Here is a 25618-nt window from a genome sequence, read left to right as displayed (position 1 = left end):
TGCAGCCTTTTGGAGACAGCGCTACCTTAGTGCCTCGATTTTTGTTTGGCAAGCCGCCTGATGACCTCTAAGAACGATAAAAATACCCGCACCACCGGTCGCCCTACCCTCAATGAAGTCGCCCGCCTGGCCGGCGTCAGCCCGATTACCGCCTCGCGCGCGCTGCGCGGCATCAGCACCGTGGCCACCGAACTGGTGGAAAAAGTGCAGCGAGCCGCCGCCGAACTCAACTATGTGGTCAACCCCGCCGCCCGTGCCCTGGCTTCGGCCCAGAGCCATTCGGTGGTGGTGTTGGTGCCGTCGTTGTCCAACCTGCTGTTTATCGAAACCCTCGAAGCCATCCATCAGGTACTGCAGCCCAAGGGGTTCGAAGTACTGATCGGCAACTCCCATTACTCGCGCGATGAAGAAGAAAACCTGCTGCGCAACTACATGGCCTACCAGCCACGGGGGTTGCTGCTGACCGGGTTCGATCGCACCGAAAGCGCGCGACGGATGGTCGAGGCCAGCAATGTGCCCTGTGTGTACATGATGGATCTGGACCCGAATGCGGGCGTGAACTGCGTGGGTTTCTCGCAGTTGGCCGCAGGTGAAACGGCAGCGGCGCATTTGCTCTCCCGTGGGCGCAAGCGCCTGGCCTATATCGGTGCGCAACTGGACCAACGTACCCTGCTGCGCGGCGAGGGTTTCCGCCGGGCGTTGCAACAAGCAGGGCTGTACGACCCGGCGCTGGAACTGCTGACACCGCGCCCTTCCTCGGTCGGCCTGGGTGGCGAGCTGTTCCTGCAATTGCTGGCGGCGCACCCGGATGTGGACGCGATCTTCTTCGGCAACGACGACCTGGCGCAAGGTGCGCTGCTGGAAGCCCTGCGCCATGGCATCAACGTGCCGGAGCGCGTGGCCGTGCTGGGCTTTAACGACCTGCCAGCGTCGTCTTTCATGGTGCCGCGCTTGAGCAGCATCAGCACCCCCAGGGAAGCGATCGGTCGACGTGCGGCGGAGCATTTGTTGACGATCATGGCGGGTAACAAGATCGCCAAGCCGGTAGTGGATATGGGGTTTGAATTGCAGGTGCGGGAAAGCACGTAGGACGCCTGTAGGATGAGGCTGACATTGCGGTAAGCGCCTTGCCCGGTTGCCTACGCTTACGTCAGAATCCGCCGGCTTGTGCGCTTGAGGGGTGATCTTTAAGGTTTGCCGGTCGCTGAATTTCTCGGTGATCGGGTTTAGTAGCCTGAAGCTCTCCACACATATGCATAAGCCAACCATGGTGGCTGTGCGTAGGGCGCCTTCGGGTGCGCCGGGTTTGTGTGGGATTACCGGTCTACTAACCTGCGTACAGCTGCCACCCATTCGTTTAGTAGCGATTAGGGTGTTGGCACAGCCAGGTACTTCAACCATGCAAAGCGTCAATCCCCCGACTACGCTGTTCACGCTCATCCCCGATGTCCCCACCGAAACCCTGCTGATCAACAGCTACGAAACCGTGTGCTCCGTCAGCACCTTGCTGCTCGACCTGTCTGATGACCTTACCGGCAAACACCGTGATGTTGCCCTGGCCATTCACCAATTGAGCGAACTAAGCGTGTTGCTGGTGGGCAAAGCCATGGACCAGCACGCACCACGCTGCTAAGGCCCTACTGGATAAAAATGTGGGAGGGGGCTTGCCCCCGATTTCAGTGGGTCAGCTACAGACAGGCTGACTGACTCACCGCTATCGAGGGCAAGCCCCCTCCCACATTTTTTAACCGTGCCTACTTGGCCCCTGCTAGATTAACCACTCTCCACCGCCAGGAAAGCACCATGGGACACTCACTGAAAATCTTGGGCCGTACCTCGTCGATCAACGTGCGCAAAGTCCTGTGGACCTGCCAGGAACTGGGCATAGACTACGTGCGCGAAGACTGGGGCATCGGTTTCAAACCCACCCAATCCGCCGAATTCCTGGCCCTGAACCCCAATGCCCAAATACCGGTACTGATCGATGACCACGGTGTGCTGTGGGAATCCAACACCATCTGCCGCTATTTGGTGAACCTCTACCAACGCCACGACCTGCTGCCCATCGAACCCGCACCGCGCGCGCGGGTCGAGCAGTGGATGGACTGGCAAGCGACCGAACTCAACCCGTCTTGGGGCTATGCCTTCCAGGCGCTGGTGCGCAATAGCCCCGACCATCAGGACCCGCAACGCATCGCAGCCGGCGTGCAGGCCTGGAACGACAAGATGGGGCTGCTGGAACAACAGTTGGCTAAAACCGGCGCCTACGTGGCCGGTGATGATTTCACCCTCGCCGACATCCTGATCGGCCTCTCGGTGCATCGCTGGCAGATGACGCCCATGCAGCGGCCGCCCTACCCGGCCATTGCGGCGTACTACCAGCGGCTCAGCCAGCACGCCGGCTTCAAGACCTTCGCCCTCGACGGTCACAATTAAGCACAAGGACGAGCACGTGAAAGGATTCAACGTACTGCTCACCGGCGCTTGCGGCAGAATCGGCAAGACCTTTTTCGAGGCTTCGAAAGACCGCTACCGTTTCACCCTCACTGACCGCGTCGCGCCGGATTTCGACCTGGGTGACCACCGCTTCGTACACGCCGACCTTAGCGACCGCTCCACCCTCACCGCCCTGCTCGAAGGCATCGACGTGATCGTGCACCTGTCGGGCATCCCCCACGCCAGCGCGTCGTTCGAGGAGTTGCTGCCCAACAATATCCTCGCCACTACCTACCTGTTCGAAGCCGCCGTGGCCGCAGGCGTGCAGCGCCTGGTATTTGCCAGCAGCGCCCAGACCATCGAAGGCTACCCGGTAGACCGCCAGATCACTCCCGGTATGCCCGTGCTGCCTGCCAACCTGTATGGCGTGAGCAAATGCTACGGCGAGGCGTTATGCGGTTATTACGCAGCGAAAACCCCGCTATCGACCATCGCCCTGCGCATCGGCGCCTTCGAATTCCCCGAGGCCCATGACCTGCGCAACGCCCGCGACCTCAGCGCCTGGCTTAGCCCCCGTGACGCGGTGCAATTGCTGCAACGTGCAGTGGAAACAGCCGGCGTCAAACACCTGATCGCCCATGGCATCTCCAATAACCGCTTCAAGCGCCTGGATTTAAGCGAAACCACGCGCGTGCTGGGCTATCAACCGGTGGATGACGCGTTCCAGGCCTTTGAAATTCCGATCACCTTCTGAGCACACGCCATAAAACCTTGAAACACCACGCCGACGCGCAATAAATCAGCGAATCGGCGTGCCATCGCGGGCAACTTCACAAGCGGCGATTTCCGTTAGCAGGCTAAGATTCCACTTCACTGCCCCTGGAATCTGCCCCATGTCGACACTCACTGCCTCTGCCACGGACGGCATCGACCCGGTCCGTGCCGCCCATATCAGCGCGCGCATCGACCGCCTGCCGGCTGTCGCCAGTATCTGGCGCCTGGTGGCGCTGCTGTCGATTGGCGGTTTTTTCGAGCTGTATGACCTGTTCCAGACCGCCTACATCAGCCCGGGGCTGATCAAGGACGGCATCTTTGCCACCGGCAGCGGCGGTGTATTCGGCTTCTCCGACCAGGCCGCGTTCGCCTCGGCGACCTTTCTTGGCCTGTTCCTCGGGGCCAGCCTGCTCAGCCCCATCGCCGACCGCTTCGGGCGCCGGGCGATCTTCACCTTCGCGTTGATCTGGTACACCGTCGCCACGGTGTTGATGGGCATCCAGACGTCCGCCCTGGGCATCATCTGCATGCGCTTCCTGGTGGGCATCGGTCTGGGCATCGAGCTGGTCACCATCGACGCTTACCTGTCGGAACTGGTGCCCAAGCGCATGCGTAGCTCGGCGTTCGCCTTTGCGTTTTTCATCCAGTTCCTGTCGGTGCCGGCGGTGGCCTTGATGTCGTGGTGGCTGGTGCCCCAGGCGCCGTTCGGCGTCGCCGGCTGGCGCTGGGTAGTGCTGTCGAGTGCAGTGTTTGCGCTATTTATCTGGCAACTGCGCAAGCGCCTGCCGGAATCACCGCGCTGGCTGGCGCAGAAAGGTCGTTTCGGCGAAGCCAGTGCGATCATGGACAACCTCGAAGCCCGCTGTCAGAAGGATTACGGCCAGCCGCTGGATGAGCCCGAACCGGAAACCGTCAGCGTGCAAGGCAGCGGCCGCTTTGCCGATATCTGGCAACCCCCGTACCGCCGCCGTGCGTTGATGCTGATTGTGTTCCATGTGTTCCAGGCCATCGGTTTTTTCGGCTTTGGCAACTGGCTGCCGGCGTTGCTCTCGGGCCAGGGTGTCAGCGTGACCCACAGCTTGCTCTACGCCTTTATCATCACGCTCGCCTACCCCTTGGGGCCGTTGTTGTTCGTGAAGGTGGCCAACCGCTTTGAAAACAAATGGCAGATTGTCGGCTCGGCCATGGGCGCGATGATCTTCGGTAGCCTGTTCGCCCTGCAGACCACGGCGGTAGGGTTGGTGATCTGCGGGGTGATGATCACCTTCTGCAATGCCTGGTTGAGCTTCAGTTATCACTCGTACCAGAGCGAACTGTTCCCGACCAATATCCGCGCGCGGGCGGTGGGGTTCTGTTATTCGTTCAGCCGCTTGTCCACGGTGTTCAGCAGCCTGTTGATCGGTTTTATCCTCGAACACCTGGGCACTCCGGGCGTGTTGGCGTTTATCGCCGGCAGCATGTTGATCGTGATGATCACCATCAGTTGGTTCGGACCGCGTACGCGCAATCTGGCGTTGGAAAATATCGCCCACTGACGGCAACGATTGGCCGTCGACGGGACAACTATTGCCGCGACGGCCGTGCGCGCCCCAGTAAAACCGGGGTGATGCTGCCCGGCACGCTAATTGCTCCTCATGAGGCACCGTACATTTCCCCAGGTGAACCATCATGCTGGTTAACAACAACACTCAAGCCGTATCAACCGTCCAACAGCTCAAGCGACCCGATATGGACCCCGCCAACGCCGCTGCCAGCACGCTATACAGCGGTGCCCTGCAAGCGGCGCAGCAAAGCGTGACCGTGCCAGTTGTACAGAAGGCACTGGACAAGGCCAACGATCGCATCGACGAAGCCTTCGCCAAGACCCGTGTGCAGTTGCAAGCGAGCACGGCAGCCACTCCGGCGACCACGGATGTACCCGCCGCCGGTTCCACCACCAGCAGCGCACGCGCAGACTTCACCGATTACATGAGCAAAACCCCGGCCGAACGTATCCGCGAGCAGTTACTCAAGGAGCAAGGGTTGACCGAGGAACAAGTGCAGGCCATGCCCCAGGAAAAACAGGATGCGATCGCCAAGCAGGTGGCTGAGCGCGTGAAAGTACAACAAGAGCAGCAGGTAGCGGCGAAGACCGCGGCGCCCCAGGCACAGTCGGTGAAAGACACCCTCGCGGCGATCTAAGCAACCGCGCAAGGCAAACCCTGTCTGCGACTTGGCGCTGTCATACAGCAAACCGGCCCCCTGATGGCAAGCGGGCCGGTTCCCGATCGCTGAGTGTCAGTCTCAACCTTGGGCGACTGATCCATCGCCCCCTGGTGGATTCAAGCGCATCAACGTTCAGCCAGCATCTTCAACAACGCGGCGGCGGCGGCCGAAGGTGGGCGGTTGGGTGAACCGACCAGGGCAAACTCGCGGTACCGCGGCGCTGTCAGCGGCATCACGCGTAAACCCTGGCGCTCGACCGGCAGGGCCATCTCCGGCACTAGCGTCACGCCAACGCCTTCGCGTACCAGGCTGAAGGCGCTGCTCCATTCGCGGACTTCCACGCGGATATCGCGCAGGGTCAGCCCTACCGCGGCGCCCAGGCTGCGGGCATTGGCGCTGCATCCACCAGTGGCAAGCACGAAGGCTTGTTCGAACAGTTCCTCAAGACTTACGCCTGCATCGGCCGGGCGTTGTGCCAGTGGATGGTTCGTCGGCAGCACTGCCATCCAGCAGTCACGGCCCAATACGGTGGCCTGGCGCTCGGGCTTGGGGTTGAGCACCACGCCCAGGTCGATCAGGTCGGCCTCGAGCAGGGTCAGCACCTCGTTATCGGTAACATCCAGGGTGGTGACGTCGATACCGGGATATAACTGGCGGAAACGTTGCAAAAACGGCGTCAGAAAGGTCGCGAGCACCATGGGGAAACTAGCGATGCGAATCGTCCCCCGCAGCATGGGCCTGGCTTCATCCACAGTACTGCGAATCGCCTGCAAGGCCCCGAGCATCACCCGCGCCTGCTCGATCACACTCAGCCCCAGGGCGGTGGGCAAGGTCTTGCGCGGCTCGCGGGTAAACAACTGCGCACCCAGCGTCGCCTCCATGCCAGCCATGGCCTGGCTGGCGGCGGACTGGGTCATGCCGACATGTCCGGCGGCGGCGGTGATGCTGCCGTGATCGGCCACCGCCACCAGCAGGCGCCAGTGCATCAGGTTCATCATGACAGTCGCTGTCCTTATGGCAGGGATCCGAAGGTTTAATTTTACGCAAGGTGCCACGGCGGTGAGACTGGCGCAAATTCAACGGAGCTGTCACAGATGAAACTGTATTTCTTCCCCAATGCCTGTTCCCTCGCCCCCCATATCGTGCTGCGCGAATTGGCGCTTCCGTTCGACCTGGTGCGCGTGGATAACCAGGCCAAAACCACTGCCGATGGCCAGGACTTCCTGCAGATCAACCCCAAGGGCTATGTGGCAGCGCTGCAACTGGACAACGGCCAGGTGTTGACCGAAGCCAGCGCGATCCTGCAATACCTGGCCGACCTCAAACCCGACGCGGGCCTGGCCCCGGCCAATGGCAGCTGGGAGCGCGTGCGCTTGCAGGAGTGGCTGAATTTTATTGCGACTGAAATTCATGGTGGGTTGGCAGTGTTTTTCAACAATGCGATTCAGGGCGAGGTCAAAGCCTCGTTCCAGGCCACGCTGTTCAAGCGCTTCGCGGTGCTGGTGCAGACCCTGGAGCACCAGGATTACCTGTTAGGCGCGCACTATTCGGTAGCGGATGCCTACCTGTTCGTGGTGCTGCGCTGGGCGGGGTTTCACGCCATTGATCTGGGCAAGTGGCCGGCGCTGGCGGCGTTTCAACAGCGGGTGGGCGAACGGCCAACGGTCATCGCCGCGCTGGCCGCCGAAAATTCATGATCTGAAATAGACGCCAGTGTGGCACCGGCTCGCCTGCAATGGCGGGGGGGCTGCATGCGGCACAGAGGCCGTGCGCTGTTCCGGTAGAGGGGGCGTGCGGCAGCTCAGAGCAGGTGTTTCCTGCTCTGTGCAATGAGGCGGGAAAATCTGGCAGATCATTGGGTTATAAGCTTGTCACTCAGTGACCGAACAGACCTGTGTCGGTTTTCTTGGCTTTCTTGTCGGCGCGTTTTTCGTCGGCGGTTTTTGCCGGTTTCTTCTTCGCGGCTTTCTTTGAATCCATACCTTTGGCCATGATGCGTGCTCCACTTACAGGGGATGTAACACTGGGTATACCACCTATTGCCCTACAGAAGGCGCTTATAATCCCCGGCCCGTGATTACGCTGCCTGAAGACCATGCCCGAGTTGACCATCGATCTGCTGGCAGAGCCCCTGTGGCCGCTGCTGAACAAGTTTTATCGCAGCCACCAGTCGTCGATGAAGGCGCTCAAGGGCGGACGTCTGTGGGTGGCGCGCCGCCGCGAGATTGTCGCCGGCCTGTGCCTCACGCCCGTGGTTGGCGGGCAATGGTTGACGGGCGTGTTTGTCGACCCGGCGTATCGCGGCCAGGGTCTGGCAGCCCGCTTGATCGGTGCGGCGGTGGCAGATGTGGAAGGCACAGTGTGGCTGCTCTGTCATCCGGAGCTGGAAGGCGTTTATCAGCGCATGGGCTTTACCCAGGACACGCTGTTGCCGCAATCCCTCAGCGAACGACTGGTGCGCTACAAGCGTAACAAGCCGATGATTGCGATGGGCTTAGAACCTTTGGTGAGGTCGACCTCGGATAATGTGTGATCGGCCGACACTGGGCCCATGCTAGCCTCGACGGCACAGAAGCCCTCTACAGGATGATCATGAAAACGACGCTTGCAGCTCTGTCCCTCACCGCCCTCCTCGCGCCAACCTTCAGCCAGGCCGCCGACGCGCCGATTACCGCCAAGCAATACGCCAGTGTGCTGGCCGGCAGTTGGCGCGACCCGGCCAACAGCGCGCGTGACGTCTATCGCCATCCGCAGCAGACACTTGAGTTCTTTGGCCTGGGCGCCCAGCAGAGGGTGATCGAAATCACCCCAGGTGGCGGCTGGTACAGCGAGATTCTCGCACCGCTGCTCAAGGACCACGGGCACTACATCGCCGCCGTGCAGGCCCCCAGTGTGAGTGCCTACGCGCGCACGTCGGAAGAAAACCTGAAAAAGAAATTCGCCGCCGACCCGGCGCGCTATGCCAAGGCTGAAGTGGTCGAGTTCGATCCCAAGGCCCCGGTGTTCGGCAAACCCGCGTCGGCGGATGCCGTGCTGACGTTCCGCAATGTGCATAACTGGGTGTTGGCCGATACCGCCGAGGCCACTTTCAGCGGGTTCTACAACGTGTTGAAACCGGGTGGCGTGCTGGGGGTGGAAGACCATCGCGCCAAGGACGGCGCAAACCTTGACGCCATCAAGGACAGTGGTTACCTGACCACGGCGCAGGTGGTGAAGCTGGCGACCGATGCCGGGTTCAAACTGGCCGGGCAGAGTGAGGTCAACGCCAACCCGAAGGACACCAAGGACTATGCCGGCGGCGTCTGGACCTTGCCGCCGACGTTGAAGCTGGGCGAGCAGGATAAGGCCAGGTATGTGGCGATTGGCGAATCGGACCGGATGACGTTGCGGTTCGTCAAACCAGCCAAATGATCTGACTCACCGCCGCCCCCATGTGGCGGGGGCAAACCAGCCCCTTCCACAGGGATTTGTGGGCATCGGCGAGGTTATTCGTCGGCCGTCGGGTCCATGTCCGGGAACATCACTTCGATAAACCCGAACTTGCTGAAGTCGGTGATCCGCGACGGGTACAGCCGGCCGATCAGGTGGTCGCATTCATGCTGCACCACGCGCGCGTGGAAGCCTTCGGCGATACGTACGATCGGCTCGCCCTTGGGGTCGAAACCTTCGTAGCGAATCTGCTGGTAACGGTCTACCGCGCCACGCAGGCCGGGTACGGAAAGGCAACCTTCGTAGCCCTCTTCCAGTATCGGGCTCAGCGGTGTGATCAGCGGGTTGATCAGGATCGTCTGTGGTACGGCCGGAGCGTCCGGGTAGCGTTCACTGCTCTCGAAACCAAAGATCACCAGTTGCAGGTCGACGCCAATCTGCGGTGCGGCCAGGCCGACGCCGCCGACGTGCTCCATGGTCTGGAACATGTCATCAATCAACTGCCACAGCTCGGGGCTGTCGAACATTTCCGGCGGGACCGGTGGCGCGATACGCAGCAGGCGTTCGTCGCCCATTTTCAGGATTTCACGGATCATCGATCAGACTTCGTCAGGGGTGGGCTTGGAATGGTCTCGGCCGAGGCCAGAGACGTGCTGTTTCTCACTCACGTGGGTGTGTGCATCGAATGCCTTTTCGCCGGGGTCCTTGCCTTCGGCGGACATGTGTTCGATCACGGCATTCATCTCCGCACCGAGCAACAACACGGCAGCAGAAATATAGAAGTACAGGAGCAAGACAATGATTGCACCGATACTGCCATACATGGCGTTGTAGTCGGCGAAGGTCTTGACGTAGTAGCCAAAGCCCAGGGACGCGACGATCCACACCACCACCGCCAGCACGGAACCTGGGGTAATAAAGCGGAATTTCTGCTCGACATCGGGCATCACGTAGTACATCAGGGCCACAGCGAACATCAGCAGGACCACGATCAGCGGCCAGCGCAGGATGGTCCACAAGGTGACCACGAATTCCTGCATACCGATTTGCCCCGCCAGCCACTCCATCACCTGCGGCCCGAGCACCATCAGCGCGGCGGCGGCCAGCAGCATGCCGGCGATGCCCACGGTGTAGAAAATCGACAACGGAAACCGCTTCCAGATCGGCCGCCCTTCGACCACGTCGTAGGCGGCGTTCATCGCGCTCATCATCAAGCGCACGCCGGCCGAGGCGGTCCATAGCGCAATCACGATACCCACCGACAGCAGGCCGCCCTTGGATTGCTGCAACTGGTCGATCACCGGGTTGACCTGCTCCAGGGCCTGGGGCGGCAACACCAGTTCCGACTGCAGGCGCAGCCAGGTGAAAAAGTCCGGCAGGTGCAGGAAACCGATCAAGGCAATGAGGAACAGCAGGAACGGAAACAAGGAAAACAGCATCTGGTAGGCCAATGCCGAGGCGTAAGTCGACATCTCGTCGTTGACGAATTCCTTGACCGTGCGCACCAGCACTGTGTGCAGCTTGAGGCCATCGAGTACCGGAAAAATCATAGCGTCTCCTTTCGCCGCAAAAAGGTTGAGTTCAGGGGCGACTCAGGGGGCGTTTTCTACATCAAAGTAGCCTATCTGGCGACTTTGAAACAATTTCAAGAATTTAGTTGCACCGCCGCACATAAAAACGGCCATCCGTGGATGGCCGTTGGGCTCAATGAACACAGCCAGCGATTCAGGTTTACTTGGTCGCTTTTTTGACGGCGTCCTTGGTGTCGCCGACGGCTTTCTGCACTTCGCCTTTCTTTTCCTGAATGACACCTTCAGCACGCAACTTATCGTTGCCGGTCACTTTGCCGACGCCTTGCTTGATGTTGCCGACAGCTTCGTTCGCGACGCCTTTTACCTTATCCGATGTGCTGCTCATGGTATGCCTCCGAAAGAACAATCAAGGGTTTTGGTCATTACCTAAAGATTGACCCGGGGCTGTTCGGCAGAGTTTCAATTATTTTTCGGTGGGCATTTCATCGCCATGCGCAGGTTTGGCTTTATGTTTTGCGGCCAACCCACGAGAATGCGCGGCACATTCAGGCTATAACGCTGAATAACAGATCCCGTAGGAAGGTTATGAAACTCAATAAAGCACAGGCCATCGCCCGCAGAAACCAGGAACTGGGCGGTGCCGTTCTCGGCGTCAACAACTGCCATTTCACCGACCTGGACCGCAAACGCAATATCTGGTGGTTCGACTTGCCGGTGGCGCGGATTGCCGTGGGCCAGTACGAGTGGATTCACCTGTTGATGCACAACGCCGAGACCGACCAGTTGCTGCACCTGAAGGTGCCGACGGTATTCCTGCGTGAAAAGCTCGAAGGGCTGGTGGTGCGCAATGCGGGCAAGCGCAAGCCGGAGATTACCCTGGAGCTGAGCGCGGACAAGGATTCGTTCCTGAAGGATGTGCGTCCGGCGGGTGCCGGTGTCAACTTCGCGCAGTTCGCCCTGTAGGAACGCGGCAAAAAAAATGTGGGAGGGGGCTTGCCCGCGATAGCAGTGTCAGTCACTGAATCTGTTGACTTCACACCGCCATCGGGGGCAAGCCCTCTCCCACATTTGGGTTACGTTACTTTTTAAGACCGAGTTTCTTCAGCTCTTCATCGCGCAACTCACGACGCAGGATCTTGCCCACGTTGGTGGTCGGCAACGCATCGCGGAACTCCACGGCCTTGGGCACCTTGTAGCCGGTGACATTGGCGCGCATGTGCTCCATCACCTGGTCCTTGGTCAGGGTCGCCCCCGGCTTGACCACGATGAAGATCTTGATGTGCTCCCCGGATTTTTCGTCCGGCACGCCGATGGCCGCGCATTGCAGCACGCCCGGCAGGGTCGCCAGCACGTCTTCGAGTTCATTGGGGTAGACGTTGAAACCGGAGACCAGAATCATGTCCTTCTTGCGGTCGACAATGCGCATGTAGCCGTCCGGCTGGATGATCGCGATGTCACCGGTCTTCAGCCAGCCTTCGCTGTCGAGAATCTCCGCGGTGGCGTCTTCGCGCTGCCAGTAGCCCTTCATCACCTGCGGGCCCTTGACGCACAGTTCGCCGACTTCACCGAGGGCCAACTCGACGCCGTCATCGGTGATGACTTTGCACAGGGTCGACGGCACCGGAATGCCGATAGTGCCAATCTGGATGTTCTGGATCGGGTTGACCGTCGCCACCGGGCTGGTCTCGGTCATGCCGTAGCCTTCGCAGATGTTGCAGCCGGTCACGGCCTTCCAACGCTCGGCCGCCGCCAGTTGCAGGGCCATGCCACCCGACAGGGTGACTTTCAGTGCAGAGAAGTCCAGCTTGCGGAAACCTTCGTTGTTGCACAGCGCCACGAACAACGTGTTCAAGCCGACAAAGCCGCTGAACTTCCACTTCGACAGTTCCTTGACCATCGCCGGCAGGTCGCGCGGGTTGCTGATCAGGATGTTGTGGTTGCCGATCAGCATCATCGCCATGCAATGAAAGGTGAACGCGTAGATGTGGTACAGCGGCAGCGGGGTGATGAGAATCTCGCACCCTTCATTGAGGTTCGACCCCATCAGCGCCTTGCACTGCAGCATGTTGGCCACCAGGTTGCGGTGGGTAAGCATCGCGCCCTTGGCCACGCCGGTGGTACCGCCAGTGTATTGCAGCACGGCCACATCGCTGCTGGCCGGGCTGGCATCGTTGACCGGTTGGCCGTGGCCCTTGGCGAGCACCTCGTTGAACTTGATCGCCTTGGGCAAGTGATAGGCCGGGACCATTTTCTTCACGTACTTGATGACGCTGTTGATCAGCAGGCGCTTGAACGGCGACAACAGGTCGGCAACCTCGGTGACGATCACATGCTTGACGGCGGTCTTGGGCACGACCTTTTCCGCCAGGTGAGCCATATTGGCCAGGCACACCAGGGCCTTGGCGCCGGAATCGTTGAATTGGTGTTCCATTTCCCGCGCGGTGTACAGCGGGTTGGTGTTGACCACGATCAGGCCGGCACGGATAGCGCCGAATACGGCGACCGGGTATTGCAGGACGTTGGGCAGTTGCACGGCGATACGATCGCCGGGCTTCAAGTCGGTATGCTGTTGCAGGTACGCGGCGAACGCGCCGGACAATTCGTACAATTCACCGTAGGTGATTGTCTTGCCCAGGTTGCTGAAAGCCGGTTTGTTGGCGAAGCGCTGGCAGGACTGTTTCAGTACCGCCTGAATATTTGGATACTCGTCTGGATTGATGTCTGCAGCAATCCCGGCGGGGTACTTATCCTTCCAAAAGTCTACGTTCATGGAAGCCCACTCCTCAGCGACGCGAATTCATCATCGCATTTGATGCGATTATTATTGGTGTATGTTTTTTTAGGTGAGTCTGGCGCGTTCAAGCAGGCCGAGAGGTCACAAAGCGCGCCGAGAGTAGCAGCTTTGCCAAGGGCCGACTAGATCCAAAAGAGGGCCCTACAGTCATAATCATGACTGTCCTACAATATTTGGTCACACTCTAAACAAGGGTGAAATCACCCAGCAAAAGGCTCTGGAATAGGCCCTTCAAGGCGATAAACAGCAATGTGGGAGGGGGCTTGCCCCCGATAGCAATGGTTCAGCCAACACATTTGGTGACTGATACATCGCCATCGGGGCAAGCCCCCTCCCACATTGTCGAGCCCAATTCCAATCAGGCGATATCGCGCAACTCACGCCGCAAAATCTTGCCCACCGGTGTCATCGGCAACGACTCGCGCAGCACAATATGCTTGGGCACCTTGTACCCCGTGAAGTTGGTCTTGCAGTAGCTCTTCAACTCTTCAAGGCTCACGCCCTCGGCCCGCGCCACCACGAACAGTTTCACCGCCTCCCCCGTGCGATCGTCCGGCACGCCGATCACCGCGCAGTTGGCCACCGCCGGGTGGGCCATCACCACGTCTTCGATTTCGTTCGGATACACGTTGAAACCCGAGACAATGATCAGGTCCTTCTTGCGATCCACAATGCGGATGAAACCATCGGCGTCGATCACCGCAATGTCGCCGGTCTTGAGCCAACCCTCGGCGTCCAGGGTCTCGGCGGTGGCGACCGGTTGCTGCCAGTAGCCCTTCATCACTTGCGGACCTTTGATACATAGCTCGCCGCGCTCGCCCAGGGGCAACTCGACGCCCTCTTCATCAATCACCTTCATCGCCGTGGCCGGCACCGGGATACCTACGGTGCCCAGACGAGACTGCTTGCCATAGGGGTTGGTACTGGCAACGGGGGAGGTTTCAGTCAGGCCATAGCCCTCGCCGATTGTACAGCCCGTGATCTGCTGCCAGCGTTCGGCCGTGGCCTTGATCAGCGCGGTACCGCCGGAGTTGGTGAGCTTGAGGTGGGAGAAATCCAGGCTCTTGAAGTCCGGATGGTCCATCAGTGCCACGAACAGCGTGTTGAGCCCCAGCAACCCGGTAAAGCGCCAGTTCTTCAGTTCCTTGATAAAGCCGCCGATGTCGCGCGGGTTGGTGATCAGCACGTTGTGGTTGCCGGAGACCATCATGCACATGCAATTCGCGGTGAACGCATAGATGTGGTACAGCGGCAGCGGCGCGATCATCACCTCCTGCCCTTCCTTGATCAGCGGATGGCCATCTTCGCCAATCTGCGACATGCACGCGCGCACCTGCTGCATATTGGCCACCAGGTTGCCATGGGTGAGCATCGCGCCCTTGGCCAGGCCGGTGGTGCCGCCGGTGTATTGCAGCACGGCGATATCGTCGAGGCTCACCGGATGGCGGATCAGACCCTGCCCCGCGCCCATGCGCAACGCGCGCTTGAACGACACCGCACGCGGCAGGTGATAGGCCGGCACCATCTTCTTCACTTTGTCGACTACGGTGTTGACCAACCAGCCCTTGGCGGCGGGCATGAAGTCGCCCATCCTGGCTTCGATCAGGTAGTCGATCTCGGTATCAGTGCAGACCTCCTGCACCCGCGCCCCGAACAGATTGAGGTAGACCAGGGCACGAATGCCGGCGTCCTTGAACTGGTGGCGCATCTCGCGCGGGGTGTACAACGGGTTGGTGTTGACCACAATCAGCCCGGCGCGCAGCGCACCGAACACCGCAACCGGGTAGTGCAGCACGTTGGGCATCTGCACCGCGATGCGATCGCCGGGCTTGAGGTCTGTGTGCTGTTGCAGGTAGCCGGCGAACGCCGCGCTCTGGCGTTCAAGTTCGGCGTAGGTCAGCGTGATCCCCATGTTGCTGAACGCCGGACGGTCGGCAAAAGCCTTGCAGGAACGCTCGAAGACTTCGATCACCGACTTGTAGCTGGTGAGGTCGATGTCATTGGGGACACCCGCCGCGCGTTTGTCATTCCAGAAATCAGGTTGCATTATTCTTGTCCTCTTACCTGAGTGTGTCCGGCCGCTGCAGCTATAAAAAGCGTGCTGCTATAGAAAGCGGAGCTTTGGGGACGTTAGCAGTAATGGCCAAACAGGCAAATACAGAACTGAGCTTCATTAATTGCGTGAATCTTCCTACAAGGGCTTGCACAGATCAGCCGCAACCCTCGGGATGAGCTATACACTGCAACGACCCTGAGCAAAGGAACCGCCATGAACCACACCACCTTCTGGCTGACCGCGAATGACCGCAGCCGCCTGTACGTCAACCAGTGGCTGCCCGACGGCACGCCCAAGGCCCTGGTGATGCTGTCCCATGGCATGGCCGAGCACAGTGGTCGCTACGCGCCCCTGGCCCAGGCCTTGTGCGGCGCCGGCTACGGCCTGTATGCGCTGGACCAGCGCGGCCATGGCCGCACCGCTGACGAAGGTACGCTAGGGTTGTTCGCCGAGCAGGACGGCTGGAACAAGGTGGTGGGTGACCTGGCCAGTCTCAATCAGCATATCGGCCAGCACCAGCCGGGCCTTCCGATCATTTTGCTGGGGCACAGCATGGGCAGCTACATCGCCCAGGCCTACCTGCTGCACCACAGCGCCAGCCTGGACGGTGCGATCCTCAGCGGTTCGAATTTCCAGCCGGTGGCGCTGTATCGCGCAGCGCGAATCATCGCCCGCGCCGAACGCCTGCGCCAGGGCCCGCGCGGGCGCAGTGCATTGATTGAATTCCTGTCATTCGGATCGTTCAACAAGGCGTTCAAACCCAATCGCACCGGTTTCGACTGGCTCAGTCGCGACCCGGTTGAGGTCGACAAGTACATCCATGACCCGCTCTGTGGTTTCCGCTGCACCAACCAACTGTGGATCGACCTGCTGGGTGGCTTGCAGCAAATCAGCAAAGCGTCCAATCTCGCGCAGATCGATCCCGGCCTGCCGATCCTGGTGATGGGCGGCGAATGTGATCCGGTGAGTGAAGGCAAGCGTCTCAAAAGCCTGGCCAACGCATTGCGCGAGGCCGGCTGCCGGAACCTGCAACTGACTATCTACCCACAGGCGCGTCACGAAGTGTTCAACGAAACCAATCGCGACGAAGTCACAGCGGATGTGCTGACGTGGCTCGACCAGGCCTTGAGTTTGCGCAGGCCAGCCCGCTGCGAATAATTTTTCCTTTAAAATCATCCGCTTAAATTATCGATTAGCCACAGGATGCACCTTTAGATGACCCAGGTAACCAACACCCCGTACGAAGCCCTCGAAGTTGGCCAGACCGCCAGCTACAGCAAGACCGTCGAAGAGCGCGACATCCAACTGTTCGCCGCGATGTCGGGCGACCACAACCCGGTGCACCTGGATGCCGAATACGCCAAGGCGACCATGTTCAAGGAGCGTATCGCTCACGGCATGTTCAGCGGAGCGCTGATCAGTGCGGCGGTGGCCTGCGAGCTGCCTGGGCCGGGCACGATCTATATCGGCCAGCAGATGACCTTCCAGAAGCCGGTGAAAATCGGCGATACCCTGACCGTGCGTCTGGAAATCCTCGAGAAGCTGCCTAAGTTCCGCGTACGCATTGCCACCCGTGTGTTCAACCAGCGTGATGAGCTGGTGGTGGATGGCGAAGCCGAAATCCTCGCACCGCGCAAGCAGCAGGTAGTCACCTTGACCGCACTGCCGCCGATCAGCATCGGCTGATAGCCATTTCAGAGTCAGCACAATGCAAATGTGGGAGAGGGCTTGCTCCCGATAGTGGAGGATCAGTCATTGAAATATCGACTGATCTTCCGCTATCGGGAGCAAGCCCCCTCCCACAATTGTTACAGCGCAGGGCTTACGACTGAGCGCGAGCCTGGTTACGCAGAGCTTTCACCTGGTCGTGGTTACGTTGCACGCCGTGGAACTGACGTTCAACCAAGTCACGAATGCCCAGCAAGTTGTGCTTGTTGATCTTCTCGATAGCTTCTTTGTAAGCCTTCAGTGCGTGGTCTTCACCGCGCTCGGCTTCGTTCAGCACAGCCTCTTCATCTTTACCGGTCACCATCGACTTCACGTCGACCCAGCCACGGTGCAGGGCACCGGCAACGCTGCCGGAATCTTCTGGGTCACCGCCCAGGGCACGCACGGCCGTCTTCAGTTCGGCGGCGGCAGTGGCGCAGTCAGCGGAGCGCTTGGCAAACAGAGCCTTGAGTTCTGGGTGCTTGATATCTTCAGCGCATTCCTTGAAGCCTTTCTGGCCGTCGATGCTGGTCTCGATCAGGTCGTTGAGTACGGAGATGGATTCTTTGTTGATGTCGGTCATTTTTCAATTCCTTAGGCAGGTGAAGAAGGGTTGCCTTAGTGATTGCAGCGCCCGTGCCAGTTTTTTAGAAAATACTTTTATGTTTATTTTCAACAACTTAAAAATATTTGAACCATCTGTATGTACGTTATTTGCATGATCTGTCATTTGGCCTTCATGCAGAATGCCTGTATTTTCCAAGGTCTCGACGCAAACGCCTGAGCCTTCATGAATCCCGAAAAACTCGAACTGCTGATCACCCGCGAAATGCCCTTCGGCAAGTACAAGGGACGCATCATCGCGGACCTGCCCGGCCCGTACCTGAACTGGTTTGCCCGTGAAGGTTTCCCCCACGGCGAACTCGGCGGCCTGCTGGCCCTGATGCAGGAGATCGACCACAACGGCTTGTCCGAACTGCTGGAACCGCTGCGCGCCAAACACGGCAAACCCGCCCCTCGTCATTAGGAACCTATGCCATGCCACGGAATGCAGATAACGAAACCCACTGGCTGGCCATCGCCCAGCGCTATGCCCTGGAGCCAGGCCCGATCAACCTGGAAAACGGCTACTTCGGGCGCATGAGCCACGCGGTGCAAGCGCAGTACCTGGAGCACGTGGCGTTTATCAACCGCAGTAACGCGGTGCATGTGCGCCAGCGTTTCGAGCAGGGCGAGAACGAGACGATCCGCCGCCAACTGGCCGAGCTGATCGATGCCGACCCCGAAGCCGTCACATTCACCCGCAATGCCACCGAAGCGTTGCAGTCGTTGATCCGCAACTACAACCGCCTGCAACCGGGCGACCAGGTGCTGATCAGCGATCTGGAGTACGACACAGTGAAAGGCGCCATGCGCTGGCTGGCCGGCTACAGAGGGGTGGAGGTGATCGAAATGTCCCACGCTCATCCGGCCAGTTTCGACAGTTTGGTGCAGACCTATCGTGATGCGTTCGAGCGCTACCCGCGCCTCAAGCTGATGGCGCTGACCCACGTGACCCATCGCACCGGCCTGGTGATGCCTGTCGAGGCCATCGCCAGGGCTGCACGTGAGCATGACATCGACGTGATCCTCGACGGCGCTCATGCACTGGGCCAGATCGAGTTCAACCTCGCCGAGCTGGGCATTCAGTTCGCCGGCTTCAACCTGCACAAATGGATCGGCGCGCCGCTGACCCTGGGGTTTCTCTATATCGCCCCCGAACGCCTGGCTGACATAGATCCGGACATGGGCGAGTTCCACTACCCCGCCACCGACGTTCGTGCACGTACGTCGTACAGCACGCCAAACTTTCCGGCACTGATGACCTTGCCCCTGGTGTTTGAAGAGCATCGCGCAATGGGCGGCGCGAAAGCCAAGGGCGCCCGGGTCAATTACCTGAGGGATTTGTGGGTGAGCCGGGTACGGCCGTTGCCGGGCATCGAGGTACTGACGCCGGACGATCCACGGCTGTATTGCGGGATTACGGCATTCAAGTTCATTGGCCGGGATCAGCAGGTCATGGCGGACCGGTTGCTCAAGGACTTCAACCTGTTCACCACCACGCGTGTCGGAGCGTCGTTCGGTACCTGCATTCGGGTGACGCCAGGGTTGCTGACGTCAGCGGCGGACATCGATGTGCTGGTCAACGCCATTACCGAGCTAAGCAGCGATTAAACGTGGGAGAGGGCTCAGTTTTTTGCAGGCAAAAAAAAGCGGTACACCGACCAAGTGCACCGCAAAAATGCCGTCAAGCACAGCAACAACGATTCGGTAAATCAGATCAGTCCAGCAGCGCCAGCGCCTCGGCGGTGACTTCCTGGATACGCGCCCAGTCGCCGTTCTTTACCCACTCCGGGTCAAGCATCCAGCTACCGCCCACGCACATCACGTTTTTCAACGCCATGTAGCTCTTGATGTTGGCCGGGCCAACCCCGCCGGTCGGGCAGAATTTCACTTCGCCGAACGGGCCGCCCAGGGCCTTGATGGCCGCTACACCGCCACTGACTTCGGCCGGGAACAGCTTGAAGCGACGATAGCCCAGGCCATAGCCTTCCATGATGCCCGAGGCATTGCTGATGCCGGGCAGCAGCGGAATCGGGCTGTGCACCGAGGCTTCCAGCAGGTCGCGGGTAATGCCAGGGGTGACGATAAACTGCGAGCCTGCCACTTCGGCCGCTTCAAGCATGTGGCGGTCGAGTACGGTGCCGGCGCCGGTGCACAGCTCAGGGCGCTGCTCGCGCAGGACCTGGATGGCCTTGAGGCCGAACTCCGAACGCAGGGTCACTTCCAATGCGGTCAAACCACCGGCGGCCAGGGCATCGGCCAGGGGCAGGATGTCCTGTTCGCGGGCAATGGTAATCACGGGCAGGATCCGCGCCTTGGCGCAGAGGCTGTCGATCAGGGCAACTTTATCCGCCATGGACACGGTCGGTTGAGGGCTTTTCATAGCGGCTGATCCTTGGCTCATGGGCACCAGTAAATCTCTAAAGTAGGTTGCAAAAACGCGCGAATCGGCATGGCAGCAACGTCGTCACTGGCCAGCGCGGCGCTCAAGGTGGTCAATTTCGAACTGCCGGAGATCGACAGCACGGTGTAGTTGGCCGTGGCCAGCAGCGCGCGACTCATGGTCAGGCGCTGGTGCGGCACGGTCGGCGCCAGCATCGGCCAGCAACGGCGGATACCGTCGGCCTGCAGGGCTTCGCTCAGGTTCGGGCTGTTGGGAAACAGCGATGCGGTGTGGCCGTCATCACCCATGCCCAATACCAGCACATCAATGGCTGGCAGTTCGGCCAGCAGGCGATCGGCCTGCCGGGCAGCGTCTTCAAGGTTGGCGGCAGCGCTGTACAGGCTGAGGAACTTGGCCTTGGCTGCCGGGCCTTGCAACAGGTGCTGCTTCAACAAACCGGCATTGCTGTCGGCATGTTCCACCGGCACCCAACGCTCGTCGGCCAGGGTGATGGTGACCTTGGACCAGTCCAGGCCCTGCTTGGCCAGGTTCTGGAAAAACGCCACGGGGCTACGGCCACCGGACACCACCAAGGTCGCTTCGCCACGGGCACTGATGGCCGCGCGCAGTTGTTCGGCCACGTCATTGGCCAGGCCGTCCGCCAGCAGCGCGGGCGTACGGTACTCATGGGCAGTGACGCCCTGAGGCAGTTTCAATTCAGATATCGCCATACCATGACCTCCCATCCCGCGTGATCAGTGCAATCGAGCTCATCGGCCCCCAGGACCCCGCCGCGTACGGCTTGGGCGCATCGCCGGACTTCTTCCACCCGGCGATCAACTGGTCACACCACTTCCACGCGGCTTCGATTTCATCTTTGCGAACAAACAGGTTCTGATTGCCGCGCATCACTTCCAGTAACAACCGCTCGTAGGCATCCGGGATACGGGCGCTGCGGTAAGTGTCGGAAAAATTCAGTTGCAGAGGGCCGCTGCGCAGTTGCATGCCCTTGTCCAGGCCCTGCTCCTTGGTCATCACCCGCAAGGAGATCCCTTCGTCCGGTTGCAGGCGAATGATCAGCTTGTTGCTGATCTGCAGGCGCTGCTCAGGGGCGAAGATATAGTGGGACGGTTCCTTGAAGTGGATCACGATCTGCGACAGCTTTTGCGGCATGCGCTTGCCGGTACGCAGGTAGAACGGCACCCCGGCCCACCGCCAGTTACGGATATCGGCGCGCAGGGCAACGAAGGTCTCGGTGTCGCTCTGGGTGTTGGAGTTCTCTTCTTCCAGGTAACCCGGCACCGGCTTGCCAGCGCTGTAGCCAGCGATGTACTGGCCGCGGACCACCTGGGTAGTCAGGCCATCCGGGCTGATCGGTGCCAGCGCCTTGAGCACCTTGACCTTCTCGTCGCGGATACTGTCGGCGGACAGGTCGGCGGGCGGGTCCATGGCAATCAGGCACAGCAGCTGCAACAGGTGGTTCTGGATCATGTCGCGCAGTTGGCCGGCCTTGTCGAAGTAACCCCAACGGCCTTCGATCCCGACCTGCTCGGCCACGGTGATTTCCACGTGGGAAATGTAGTTCTGGTTCCACTGGGTTTCGAACAGGCTGTTGGCGAAACGCAGGGCGATCAGGTTCTGGACAGTTTCCTTGCCCAGGTAGTGATCGATACGGTAGGTGCGGTTTTCCGGGAAAAACTGCGCCACGGCGTCGTTGACCTTACGCGAGGATTCCAGGTCCGAACCGATGGGTTTTTCCAGCACCACCCGGGTATTTTCCGCCAGACCGACCTTGGACAGGTTCTCGCAAATCGCGCCGTACACCGCAGCCGGCGTGGCAAAGTAGGCAATCAGGCGTTGCTCGGTGCCGGCGATTTCAGCCAGGGCCACGTAATCGTCGGCTTTCATGAAGTCGACGTGAACATAGGTCAACCGCGCGAGGAAACGCTGGGCGACGCTCTCGTCCAGTTCCTTGCCGACGTACTTGCGCAGTTCTTTTTCGATATGGGCCAGGTGCTGTTGCTCGGAACCGGCTTCACGGGCCAGGGCCAGGATGCGCGTGTTGTCGTGCAGCAGCCCGGCGCCATCGAGTTGATAGAGGGCAGGAAATAACTTGCGCAGCGCCAGATCACCCAAGGCGCCAAACAGGGCAAAGGTGCAGGGTTCTACGGTTATCGAAGGCATGATGTTTGTTCTTTTATCAAGTTAAGCTACAAATACCTTTTTTCAAGGCATCACTCAAGGAAAAATGTAGTAATAACCACAACATTTTCCCGAAATACGCATTCCGAGTGGTGGTGTTCAGCTACCCTCAGTAGGATAGGCCACCGCAAAGGGCTACTCGTCGGTGAGTTGCCGCCCTTTATTTGCATCGTCGCCCGAAGGAAAGACTGAATGGACCGCGTGCGAAATCTTCTGGAACAGATCCGGAACCGCCTCGAAGAACTGAACAAGGCTGAGAAAAAAGTCGCCGAGGTCATCCTGCTCAACCCGCAGCAGGCGACCCGCTTCTCGATCGCAGCCCTCGCCCAAGCCGCCTCGGTCAGTGAACCGACGGTCAACCGTTTCTGCCGTTCGTTCGGCGTCAGCGGTTACCCTGAACTTAAATTGCAGTTGGCGCAAAGCCTGGCCAGTGGCGCAGCGTACGTCAGCCGCGCCGTGGAGGCCGATGATAACCCTGAGGCCTATACACAGAAGATCTTTGGCAGCGCGATTGCCTCGCTGGACGCCGCCTGCCAGGCCCTGGACCCGGCCTTGATCAGCAAGGCCGTGGATTTGCTGATCCAGGCCCGGCAGATCCACTTCTTCGGCCTCGGCGCGTCGGCGCCGGTGGCCATGGATGCGCTGCACAAGTTCTTCCGCTTCAACCTGGCGGTGACCGCCCATGCCGACGTGCTGATGCAGCGCATGATCGCGTCAGTGGCGCATACGGGCGAGCTGTTTGTGATCATCTCCTACACCGGGCGCACCCGCGAATTGGTGGAAGTGGCGCGCATCGCCCGGGGAAATGGCGCGTCGGTGCTGGGTGTGACCGCCGAAAACTCGCCGCTGGCCAAGGCCAGTACGGTAAGCCTGAACATTCCGCTGCCGGAAGACACCGACATCTATATGCCGATGACCTCGCGGATCATCCAACTGACGGTACTGGATGTGCTGGCGACCGGCATGACCTTGCGCCGTGGCGTGGATTTCCAGCCGCATTTGCGCAAGATCAAAGAGAGCTTGAACGACAGCCGGTATCCGGTGGGGGATGAGTTCAACTAGGCCTGCCTTTGTGTTGGCTGTACTGGCCTTATCGGGGGCAAGCCCCCTCCCACATTCGACTGCATTCCCCTGTTGAAACCCGGTCAATTGTGGGAGGGGGCTTGCCCCCGATAAGGCCACCCGCAACACCGCTAAACGCCAGCCCTGGCCTGCAAACTCAAATGCGCCCTCTCCCCCGGCGCCAGGCTCGCCCCGGCCATCGCCGACTCCACACAGACAAACCCCGACGCCTCGTTGAAACTGACGCCCAATAGCGGCCGGCTGCCGGGATGCCATACGACGGTGTCGGCGCTGTCACCGGTGTCGATGCACAACTCGCGCTGCCAGGCGTGATCCTTGAGGTGCAATTCGCCCTCATGCTGGAACACCCGCTGGCATCCGCCATCTACCCGTAGTTCACCTTCCTGCTGGCAAACCTGGCGGTTGAGCTGGTCATAGCCTTGGGCCCCATCGAGTCCAGACAGCGCTATCTCACCGACGTTGCCGATACGCCAATAGGCATGCAACGCATGGCTCAGTTGGCACGGCAGTTCGTCCTGGTGCTCGGTGCTGAGGCGCAGTTCCAGGGCCTCGCCCAGGTGCGCATGCAGGTCGACCTGCCAGTCGCATAACTGCAACTGCCAATGCAGGCGTACGCCGTCGTCGTCGCTGGCGCTGTCGAGCAGCTTCCAGTCGATCAGCCGCGCCCAGCCATGGGAGGGCCAGGCGTTCTCGCTCGGGTGGCGTCCATACCACGGCCAGCACACGGGCACACCACCACGGATGGCGCCGACTTGCGGCCACTTGGCCGCGCACCACAGCCAGGGTTTCTGGCCGCGGGGTTGGAAATGCAGCAATTGCGCGCCCTGACGACTGAACACCGCCTGACACAGGGGATGGTCGATCACCAACACATCGCGCATCTGGAAGCGTTCCCAGGCAAACACCGGACGCTCGCGCAGGGATTTGAAAAAGCGTTGCAACGGATGCTCATGCATGTGCCACGGTCCTGAATATCGTCACAGTGCCACCCAAAAAAAAGCGGATAGCCATGGCTACCCGCAAAATGCGCACAGAGAGAAGGAGCTTATCGCAACAGCGTTAGAACGTAGACTGAATTTTCAGGCCAGCCACCAGCGCGTTGTCGACTTTATCCACGCCGCCCGGTTGGACAACGTATTGCAGGTTGGGACGCACGGTCAGCCAGTTGGTGACGTGGAAGCCGTAGTTGATTTCGAAGTTGTACTCGGTTTCGCGAATAGGCGTGTACAGCGGATTGTCGTAATCACTCACACCATTGGCGACGTTAAGCAGTTCGGCGTTTTTCTTCACGTCATTGTTGACGTGCAGACGTGCAGCGCCAATGCCGACGTCATCTTTTGGACGCGCGTCGAATGGGCCTTTGTACACCAGCATCAACGACTGGTAGTTATCGACGAGGTTGGTTTCCTTGTCGTGGAAGGTCGCGTTGGCTGCGATGTTCAAGCCACGGGAAGCGTCGCCGTTATGGGTGGTGAGTTGCTGTTGGGCAACGAACCAGTAGCCTTTCTTGCTGCTGCGGGTACGGAAGGCGGCGCCAGTGGTAGCAGCGTCGTTGCCGTTGACGTCTTCACGTACGTCCGCGGCATCGGCGGCGCTTTTGTAGTAACCCACACGGTATTCGCCCGGCAGGTTGTTAACCTTCGGCGACCAGACCAATTCCACCGGAATCACGGTACCTTTGGTGCCGCTGCCGCTGAGCTTGAAGCCGTTGCCGTGCTCCAGTTGCGATGGGTTCTGGTTGTAGGCACCGATTTGCGCATACAGCTCAGGCGTGATGTTGTACTTCACGCGGATCGCGGCCTGGGCAACCGGCCAGTTGTACCAGGTATTTACATAGTTACCCACTTGCGAGCCGCAGAACGACAGGTTCTGGAAGTCGCATGGGAAGGTGTTGAAGTCTTCGCCTTCACCGAAGTAACCCAGCTTCACGTCCAACTTGTTGTCGAACATCTGGTGCTGGATCCAGAACTGGGTCAGACGCACCATGTGGCCGCGACCGTAGACTTCCATCGACGAACTCAGCGTGCCGGCACGCGGGTCGCCAATGCGGTCGTTGGAGATGTTCTGGCCATTACGGTTAGTCAGCTGGATCTTGGCCTGGGTGTTATCCCAGCCCCACAGCTTTTGCAGGTCCAGCGCTACGCCCAGACCGAACTGGTCGGAGTAACGGCCGGTTTTGTCGTCGTTATAGCCGCCGTGCAGGTTGGCGCCCATTTCCCCTACGTAGTCAGCCTTGATGTCGATACCTTGCTCGATCAGCTTGGTACGCTCACCGCCCCAATCGCCGGTCATCCACTTGGAATCGGCGCTGAATGCATCGGCCGCCATCGCATTGGCGGACAGTACAAGGGCTGCTGCTGCTGACAGTTGGCAGATCAGCCGAGTGTTGTTGTGTTGCTTTTTCATCCCTACAT

27 protein-coding genes are annotated in these 25618 nt (G+C 59.9%); 15 read left to right on the top strand and 12 right to left on the bottom strand.

Going from position 1 to position 25618, the window contains the following annotated elements:
- Positions 1 to 57 precede the first annotated feature (57 nt).
- The 6 genes from A7317_RS22890 to A7317_RS22865 all read left to right on the top strand — a co-directional run bounded on the left by A7317_RS22890 (position 58) and on the right by A7317_RS22865 (position 5391).
- Positions 58 to 1089 carry a LacI family DNA-binding transcriptional regulator gene (locus A7317_RS22890; RefSeq protein ID WP_162163617.1) on the top strand — a complete coding sequence of 344 codons (1032 nt, stop codon included), beginning with the start codon at positions 58 to 60 and terminating at the stop codon, positions 1087 to 1089.
- A gap of 310 nt (positions 1090 to 1399) precedes the next feature.
- Entirely contained in the window at positions 1400 to 1633 is a 234-nt protein-coding gene (locus A7317_RS22885) for a DUF6124 family protein (RefSeq protein ID WP_024077062.1), read from the top strand.
- Between the two features lie 170 nt (positions 1634 to 1803).
- The gene (locus A7317_RS22880; protein WP_024077063.1) at positions 1804 to 2436 is read left to right on the top strand and encodes a glutathione S-transferase family protein; all 633 of its coding nucleotides are present in this window, start codon (positions 1804 to 1806) and stop codon (positions 2434 to 2436) included.
- A 16-nt stretch (positions 2437 to 2452) separates the two neighbouring features.
- The gene (locus tag A7317_RS22875; RefSeq protein WP_024077064.1) at positions 2453 to 3190 is read left to right on the top strand and encodes an NAD-dependent epimerase/dehydratase family protein; all 738 of its coding nucleotides are present in this window, start codon (positions 2453 to 2455) and stop codon (positions 3188 to 3190) included.
- A 139-nt stretch (positions 3191 to 3329) separates the two neighbouring features.
- Positions 3330 to 4745 (top strand): MFS transporter, encoded by a 1416-nt coding sequence (locus tag A7317_RS22870; RefSeq protein ID WP_024077065.1) that lies wholly within the window; start codon positions 3330 to 3332, stop codon positions 4743 to 4745.
- Positions 4746 to 4878: 133 nt separating this feature from the next.
- Positions 4879 to 5391 carry a hypothetical protein gene (locus A7317_RS22865; protein ID WP_024077066.1) on the top strand — a complete coding sequence of 171 codons (513 nt, stop codon included), beginning with the start codon at positions 4879 to 4881 and terminating at the stop codon, positions 5389 to 5391.
- A 149-nt stretch (positions 5392 to 5540) separates the two neighbouring features.
- Here A7317_RS22865 and A7317_RS22860 read toward each other — a convergent pair whose 3' ends face one another.
- Positions 5541 to 6413 (bottom strand): LysR family transcriptional regulator, encoded by an 873-nt coding sequence (locus A7317_RS22860; RefSeq protein WP_069076889.1) that lies wholly within the window; start codon positions 6411 to 6413, stop codon positions 5541 to 5543.
- A 96-nt stretch (positions 6414 to 6509) separates the two neighbouring features.
- Here A7317_RS22860 and gstA point away from each other — a divergent pair, with 96 nt between their 5' ends.
- From gstA to A7317_RS22845, 3 genes are all read left to right on the top strand, one after another.
- Entirely contained in the window at positions 6510 to 7112 is a 603-nt protein-coding gene (gstA, locus tag A7317_RS22855; RefSeq protein ID WP_024077068.1) for a glutathione transferase GstA, read from the top strand.
- 398 nt (positions 7113 to 7510) lie between these two features.
- The gene (locus tag A7317_RS22850; protein WP_024077070.1) at positions 7511 to 7948 is read left to right on the top strand and encodes a GNAT family N-acetyltransferase; all 438 of its coding nucleotides are present in this window, start codon (positions 7511 to 7513) and stop codon (positions 7946 to 7948) included.
- Positions 7949 to 8007: 59 nt separating this feature from the next.
- On the top strand, positions 8008 to 8826 hold the full coding sequence (locus A7317_RS22845; protein ID WP_069076888.1) for a class I SAM-dependent methyltransferase: 819 nt from the start codon (positions 8008 to 8010) through the stop codon (positions 8824 to 8826).
- A gap of 74 nt (positions 8827 to 8900) precedes the next feature.
- Here the strand turns inward: A7317_RS22845 and def are convergent, their stop codons facing one another.
- The 3 genes from def to A7317_RS22830 form a co-directional block, all read right to left on the bottom strand.
- Complete coding sequence (gene def, locus A7317_RS22840; RefSeq protein WP_024077072.1) at positions 8901 to 9440, bottom strand: peptide deformylase; 540 nt, start codon at positions 9438 to 9440, stop codon at positions 8901 to 8903.
- Between the two features lie 3 nt (positions 9441 to 9443).
- Complete coding sequence (locus A7317_RS22835; RefSeq protein WP_024077073.1) at positions 9444 to 10394, bottom strand: YihY/virulence factor BrkB family protein; 951 nt, start codon at positions 10392 to 10394, stop codon at positions 9444 to 9446.
- Between the two features lie 181 nt (positions 10395 to 10575).
- On the bottom strand, positions 10576 to 10761 hold the full coding sequence (locus A7317_RS22830) for a CsbD family protein (RefSeq protein WP_024077074.1): 186 nt from the start codon (positions 10759 to 10761) through the stop codon (positions 10576 to 10578).
- A gap of 200 nt (positions 10762 to 10961) precedes the next feature.
- On the opposite strand from A7317_RS22830, the gene A7317_RS22825 reads away from it, so the two are divergent.
- Entirely contained in the window at positions 10962 to 11339 is a 378-nt protein-coding gene (locus A7317_RS22825) for a hypothetical protein (RefSeq protein WP_024077075.1), read from the top strand.
- 115 nt (positions 11340 to 11454) lie between these two features.
- Here A7317_RS22825 and fadD1 read toward each other — a convergent pair whose 3' ends face one another.
- Together fadD1 and fadD2 are read right to left on the bottom strand one after the other, a co-directional pair.
- On the bottom strand, positions 11455 to 13146 hold the full coding sequence (fadD1, locus tag A7317_RS22820) for a long-chain-fatty-acid--CoA ligase FadD1 (protein WP_024077076.1): 1692 nt from the start codon (positions 13144 to 13146) through the stop codon (positions 11455 to 11457).
- A 382-nt stretch (positions 13147 to 13528) separates the two neighbouring features.
- Entirely contained in the window at positions 13529 to 15217 is a 1689-nt protein-coding gene (gene fadD2 / locus A7317_RS22815) for a long-chain-fatty-acid--CoA ligase FadD2 (RefSeq protein WP_024077078.1), read from the bottom strand.
- A 222-nt stretch (positions 15218 to 15439) separates the two neighbouring features.
- On the opposite strand from fadD2, the gene A7317_RS22810 reads away from it, so the two are divergent.
- Positions 15440 to 16384 (top strand): alpha/beta hydrolase, encoded by a 945-nt coding sequence (locus A7317_RS22810; protein WP_069076887.1) that lies wholly within the window; start codon positions 15440 to 15442, stop codon positions 16382 to 16384.
- Positions 16385 to 16441: 57 nt separating this feature from the next.
- Positions 16442 to 16912 carry a MaoC family dehydratase gene (locus A7317_RS22805; RefSeq protein ID WP_069076886.1) on the top strand — a complete coding sequence of 157 codons (471 nt, stop codon included), beginning with the start codon at positions 16442 to 16444 and terminating at the stop codon, positions 16910 to 16912.
- Positions 16913 to 17048: 136 nt separating this feature from the next.
- Here the strand turns inward: A7317_RS22805 and A7317_RS22800 are convergent, their stop codons facing one another.
- A complete protein-coding gene (locus tag A7317_RS22800; RefSeq protein ID WP_024077081.1) occupies positions 17049 to 17516 on the bottom strand; it encodes a ferritin-like domain-containing protein in 468 nt (155 codons plus the stop codon).
- A gap of 207 nt (positions 17517 to 17723) precedes the next feature.
- Between A7317_RS22800 and A7317_RS22795 the strand changes: the two genes are divergently transcribed.
- Both A7317_RS22795 and A7317_RS22790 read left to right on the top strand, forming a co-directional pair.
- Positions 17724 to 17960, top strand: coding sequence for a DUF3820 family protein (locus A7317_RS22795; protein WP_003213031.1), 237 nt, complete (start codon positions 17724 to 17726; stop codon positions 17958 to 17960).
- Positions 17961 to 17971: 11 nt separating this feature from the next.
- Positions 17972 to 19147: an aminotransferase class V-fold PLP-dependent enzyme gene (locus A7317_RS22790; protein WP_069076885.1), complete on the top strand. Its 1176-nt coding sequence runs from the start codon at positions 17972 to 17974 to the stop codon at positions 19145 to 19147.
- 106 nt (positions 19148 to 19253) lie between these two features.
- Here A7317_RS22790 and A7317_RS22785 read toward each other — a convergent pair whose 3' ends face one another.
- From A7317_RS22785 to zwf, 3 genes are read right to left on the bottom strand one after another with little or no spacing between them, the layout of a single operon-like run.
- Complete coding sequence (locus A7317_RS22785; protein WP_069076884.1) at positions 19254 to 19919, bottom strand: bifunctional 4-hydroxy-2-oxoglutarate aldolase/2-dehydro-3-deoxy-phosphogluconate aldolase; 666 nt, start codon at positions 19917 to 19919, stop codon at positions 19254 to 19256.
- Between the two features lie 17 nt (positions 19920 to 19936).
- Positions 19937 to 20650 (bottom strand): 6-phosphogluconolactonase, encoded by a 714-nt coding sequence (pgl, locus tag A7317_RS22780; RefSeq protein ID WP_069076883.1) that lies wholly within the window; start codon positions 20648 to 20650, stop codon positions 19937 to 19939.
- Positions 20637 to 22103, bottom strand: coding sequence for a glucose-6-phosphate dehydrogenase (gene zwf / locus A7317_RS22775; protein WP_024077084.1), 1467 nt, complete (start codon positions 22101 to 22103; stop codon positions 20637 to 20639). The genes pgl and zwf overlap by 14 nt, the downstream gene beginning before the upstream one ends.
- Before the next feature lie 219 nt (positions 22104 to 22322).
- Between zwf and A7317_RS22770 the strand changes: the two genes are divergently transcribed.
- Complete coding sequence (locus A7317_RS22770; RefSeq protein WP_172831385.1) at positions 22323 to 23183, top strand: MurR/RpiR family transcriptional regulator; 861 nt, start codon at positions 22323 to 22325, stop codon at positions 23181 to 23183.
- 131 nt (positions 23184 to 23314) lie between these two features.
- Here A7317_RS22770 and A7317_RS22765 read toward each other — a convergent pair whose 3' ends face one another.
- Positions 23315 to 24160: a D-hexose-6-phosphate mutarotase gene (locus A7317_RS22765; protein WP_024077086.1), complete on the bottom strand. Its 846-nt coding sequence runs from the start codon at positions 24158 to 24160 to the stop codon at positions 23315 to 23317.
- 103 nt (positions 24161 to 24263) lie between these two features.
- Positions 24264 to 25610 (bottom strand): carbohydrate porin, encoded by a 1347-nt coding sequence (locus tag A7317_RS22760; protein ID WP_024077087.1) that lies wholly within the window; start codon positions 25608 to 25610, stop codon positions 24264 to 24266.
- Positions 25611 to 25618 lie beyond the last annotated feature (8 nt).

Origin of the sequence: Pseudomonas fluorescens, from assembly GCF_001708445.1 — a bacterium.
In the GTDB taxonomy this organism is placed as follows: domain Bacteria; phylum Pseudomonadota; class Gammaproteobacteria; order Pseudomonadales; family Pseudomonadaceae; genus Aquipseudomonas; species Aquipseudomonas gorinensis.
Note: the sequence above shows the minus strand (reverse complement) of the source record. Positions and strands in the feature narration are given on the sequence as shown.

Coding starts and splice junctions, on each gene's coding strand:
- A7317_RS22845 (WP_069076888.1), top strand. CDS start 8,008: ATGAAAACGACGCTTGCAGCTCTGTCCCTCACCGCCCTCCTCGCGCCA.
- def (WP_024077072.1), bottom strand. CDS start 9,440: ATGATCCGTGAAATCCTGAAAATGGGCGACGAACGCCTGCTGCGTATC.
- fadD2 (WP_024077078.1), bottom strand. CDS start 15,217: ATGCAACCTGATTTCTGGAATGACAAACGCGCGGCGGGTGTCCCCAAT.
- A7317_RS22785 (WP_069076884.1), bottom strand. CDS start 19,919: ATGAAAAGCCCTCAACCGACCGTGTCCATGGCGGATAAAGTTGCCCTG.
- fadD1 (WP_024077076.1), bottom strand. CDS start 13,146: ATGAACGTAGACTTTTGGAAGGATAAGTACCCCGCCGGGATTGCTGCA.
- A7317_RS22835 (WP_024077073.1), bottom strand. CDS start 10,394: ATGATTTTTCCGGTACTCGATGGCCTCAAGCTGCACACAGTGCTGGTG.
- A7317_RS22830 (WP_024077074.1), bottom strand. CDS start 10,761: ATGAGCAGCACATCGGATAAGGTAAAAGGCGTCGCGAACGAAGCTGTC.
- A7317_RS22800 (WP_024077081.1), bottom strand. CDS start 17,516: ATGACCGACATCAACAAAGAATCCATCTCCGTACTCAACGACCTGATC.
- zwf (WP_024077084.1), bottom strand. CDS start 22,103: ATGCCTTCGATAACCGTAGAACCCTGCACCTTTGCCCTGTTTGGCGCC.
- A7317_RS22790 (WP_069076885.1), top strand. CDS start 17,972: ATGCCACGGAATGCAGATAACGAAACCCACTGGCTGGCCATCGCCCAG.
- A7317_RS22885 (WP_024077062.1), top strand. CDS start 1,400: ATGCAAAGCGTCAATCCCCCGACTACGCTGTTCACGCTCATCCCCGAT.
- A7317_RS22795 (WP_003213031.1), top strand. CDS start 17,724: ATGAATCCCGAAAAACTCGAACTGCTGATCACCCGCGAAATGCCCTTC.
- A7317_RS22805 (WP_069076886.1), top strand. CDS start 16,442: ATGACCCAGGTAACCAACACCCCGTACGAAGCCCTCGAAGTTGGCCAG.
- gstA (WP_024077068.1), top strand. CDS start 6,510: ATGAAACTGTATTTCTTCCCCAATGCCTGTTCCCTCGCCCCCCATATC.
- pgl (WP_069076883.1), bottom strand. CDS start 20,650: ATGGCGATATCTGAATTGAAACTGCCTCAGGGCGTCACTGCCCATGAG.
- A7317_RS22850 (WP_024077070.1), top strand. CDS start 7,511: ATGCCCGAGTTGACCATCGATCTGCTGGCAGAGCCCCTGTGGCCGCTG.
- A7317_RS22865 (WP_024077066.1), top strand. CDS start 4,879: ATGCTGGTTAACAACAACACTCAAGCCGTATCAACCGTCCAACAGCTC.
- A7317_RS22760 (WP_024077087.1), bottom strand. CDS start 25,610: ATGAAAAAGCAACACAACAACACTCGGCTGATCTGCCAACTGTCAGCA.
- A7317_RS22880 (WP_024077063.1), top strand. CDS start 1,804: ATGGGACACTCACTGAAAATCTTGGGCCGTACCTCGTCGATCAACGTG.
- A7317_RS22860 (WP_069076889.1), bottom strand. CDS start 6,413: ATGATGAACCTGATGCACTGGCGCCTGCTGGTGGCGGTGGCCGATCAC.
- A7317_RS22825 (WP_024077075.1), top strand. CDS start 10,962: ATGAAACTCAATAAAGCACAGGCCATCGCCCGCAGAAACCAGGAACTG.
- A7317_RS22810 (WP_069076887.1), top strand. CDS start 15,440: ATGAACCACACCACCTTCTGGCTGACCGCGAATGACCGCAGCCGCCTG.
- A7317_RS22765 (WP_024077086.1), bottom strand. CDS start 24,160: ATGCATGAGCATCCGTTGCAACGCTTTTTCAAATCCCTGCGCGAGCGT.
- A7317_RS22870 (WP_024077065.1), top strand. CDS start 3,330: ATGTCGACACTCACTGCCTCTGCCACGGACGGCATCGACCCGGTCCGT.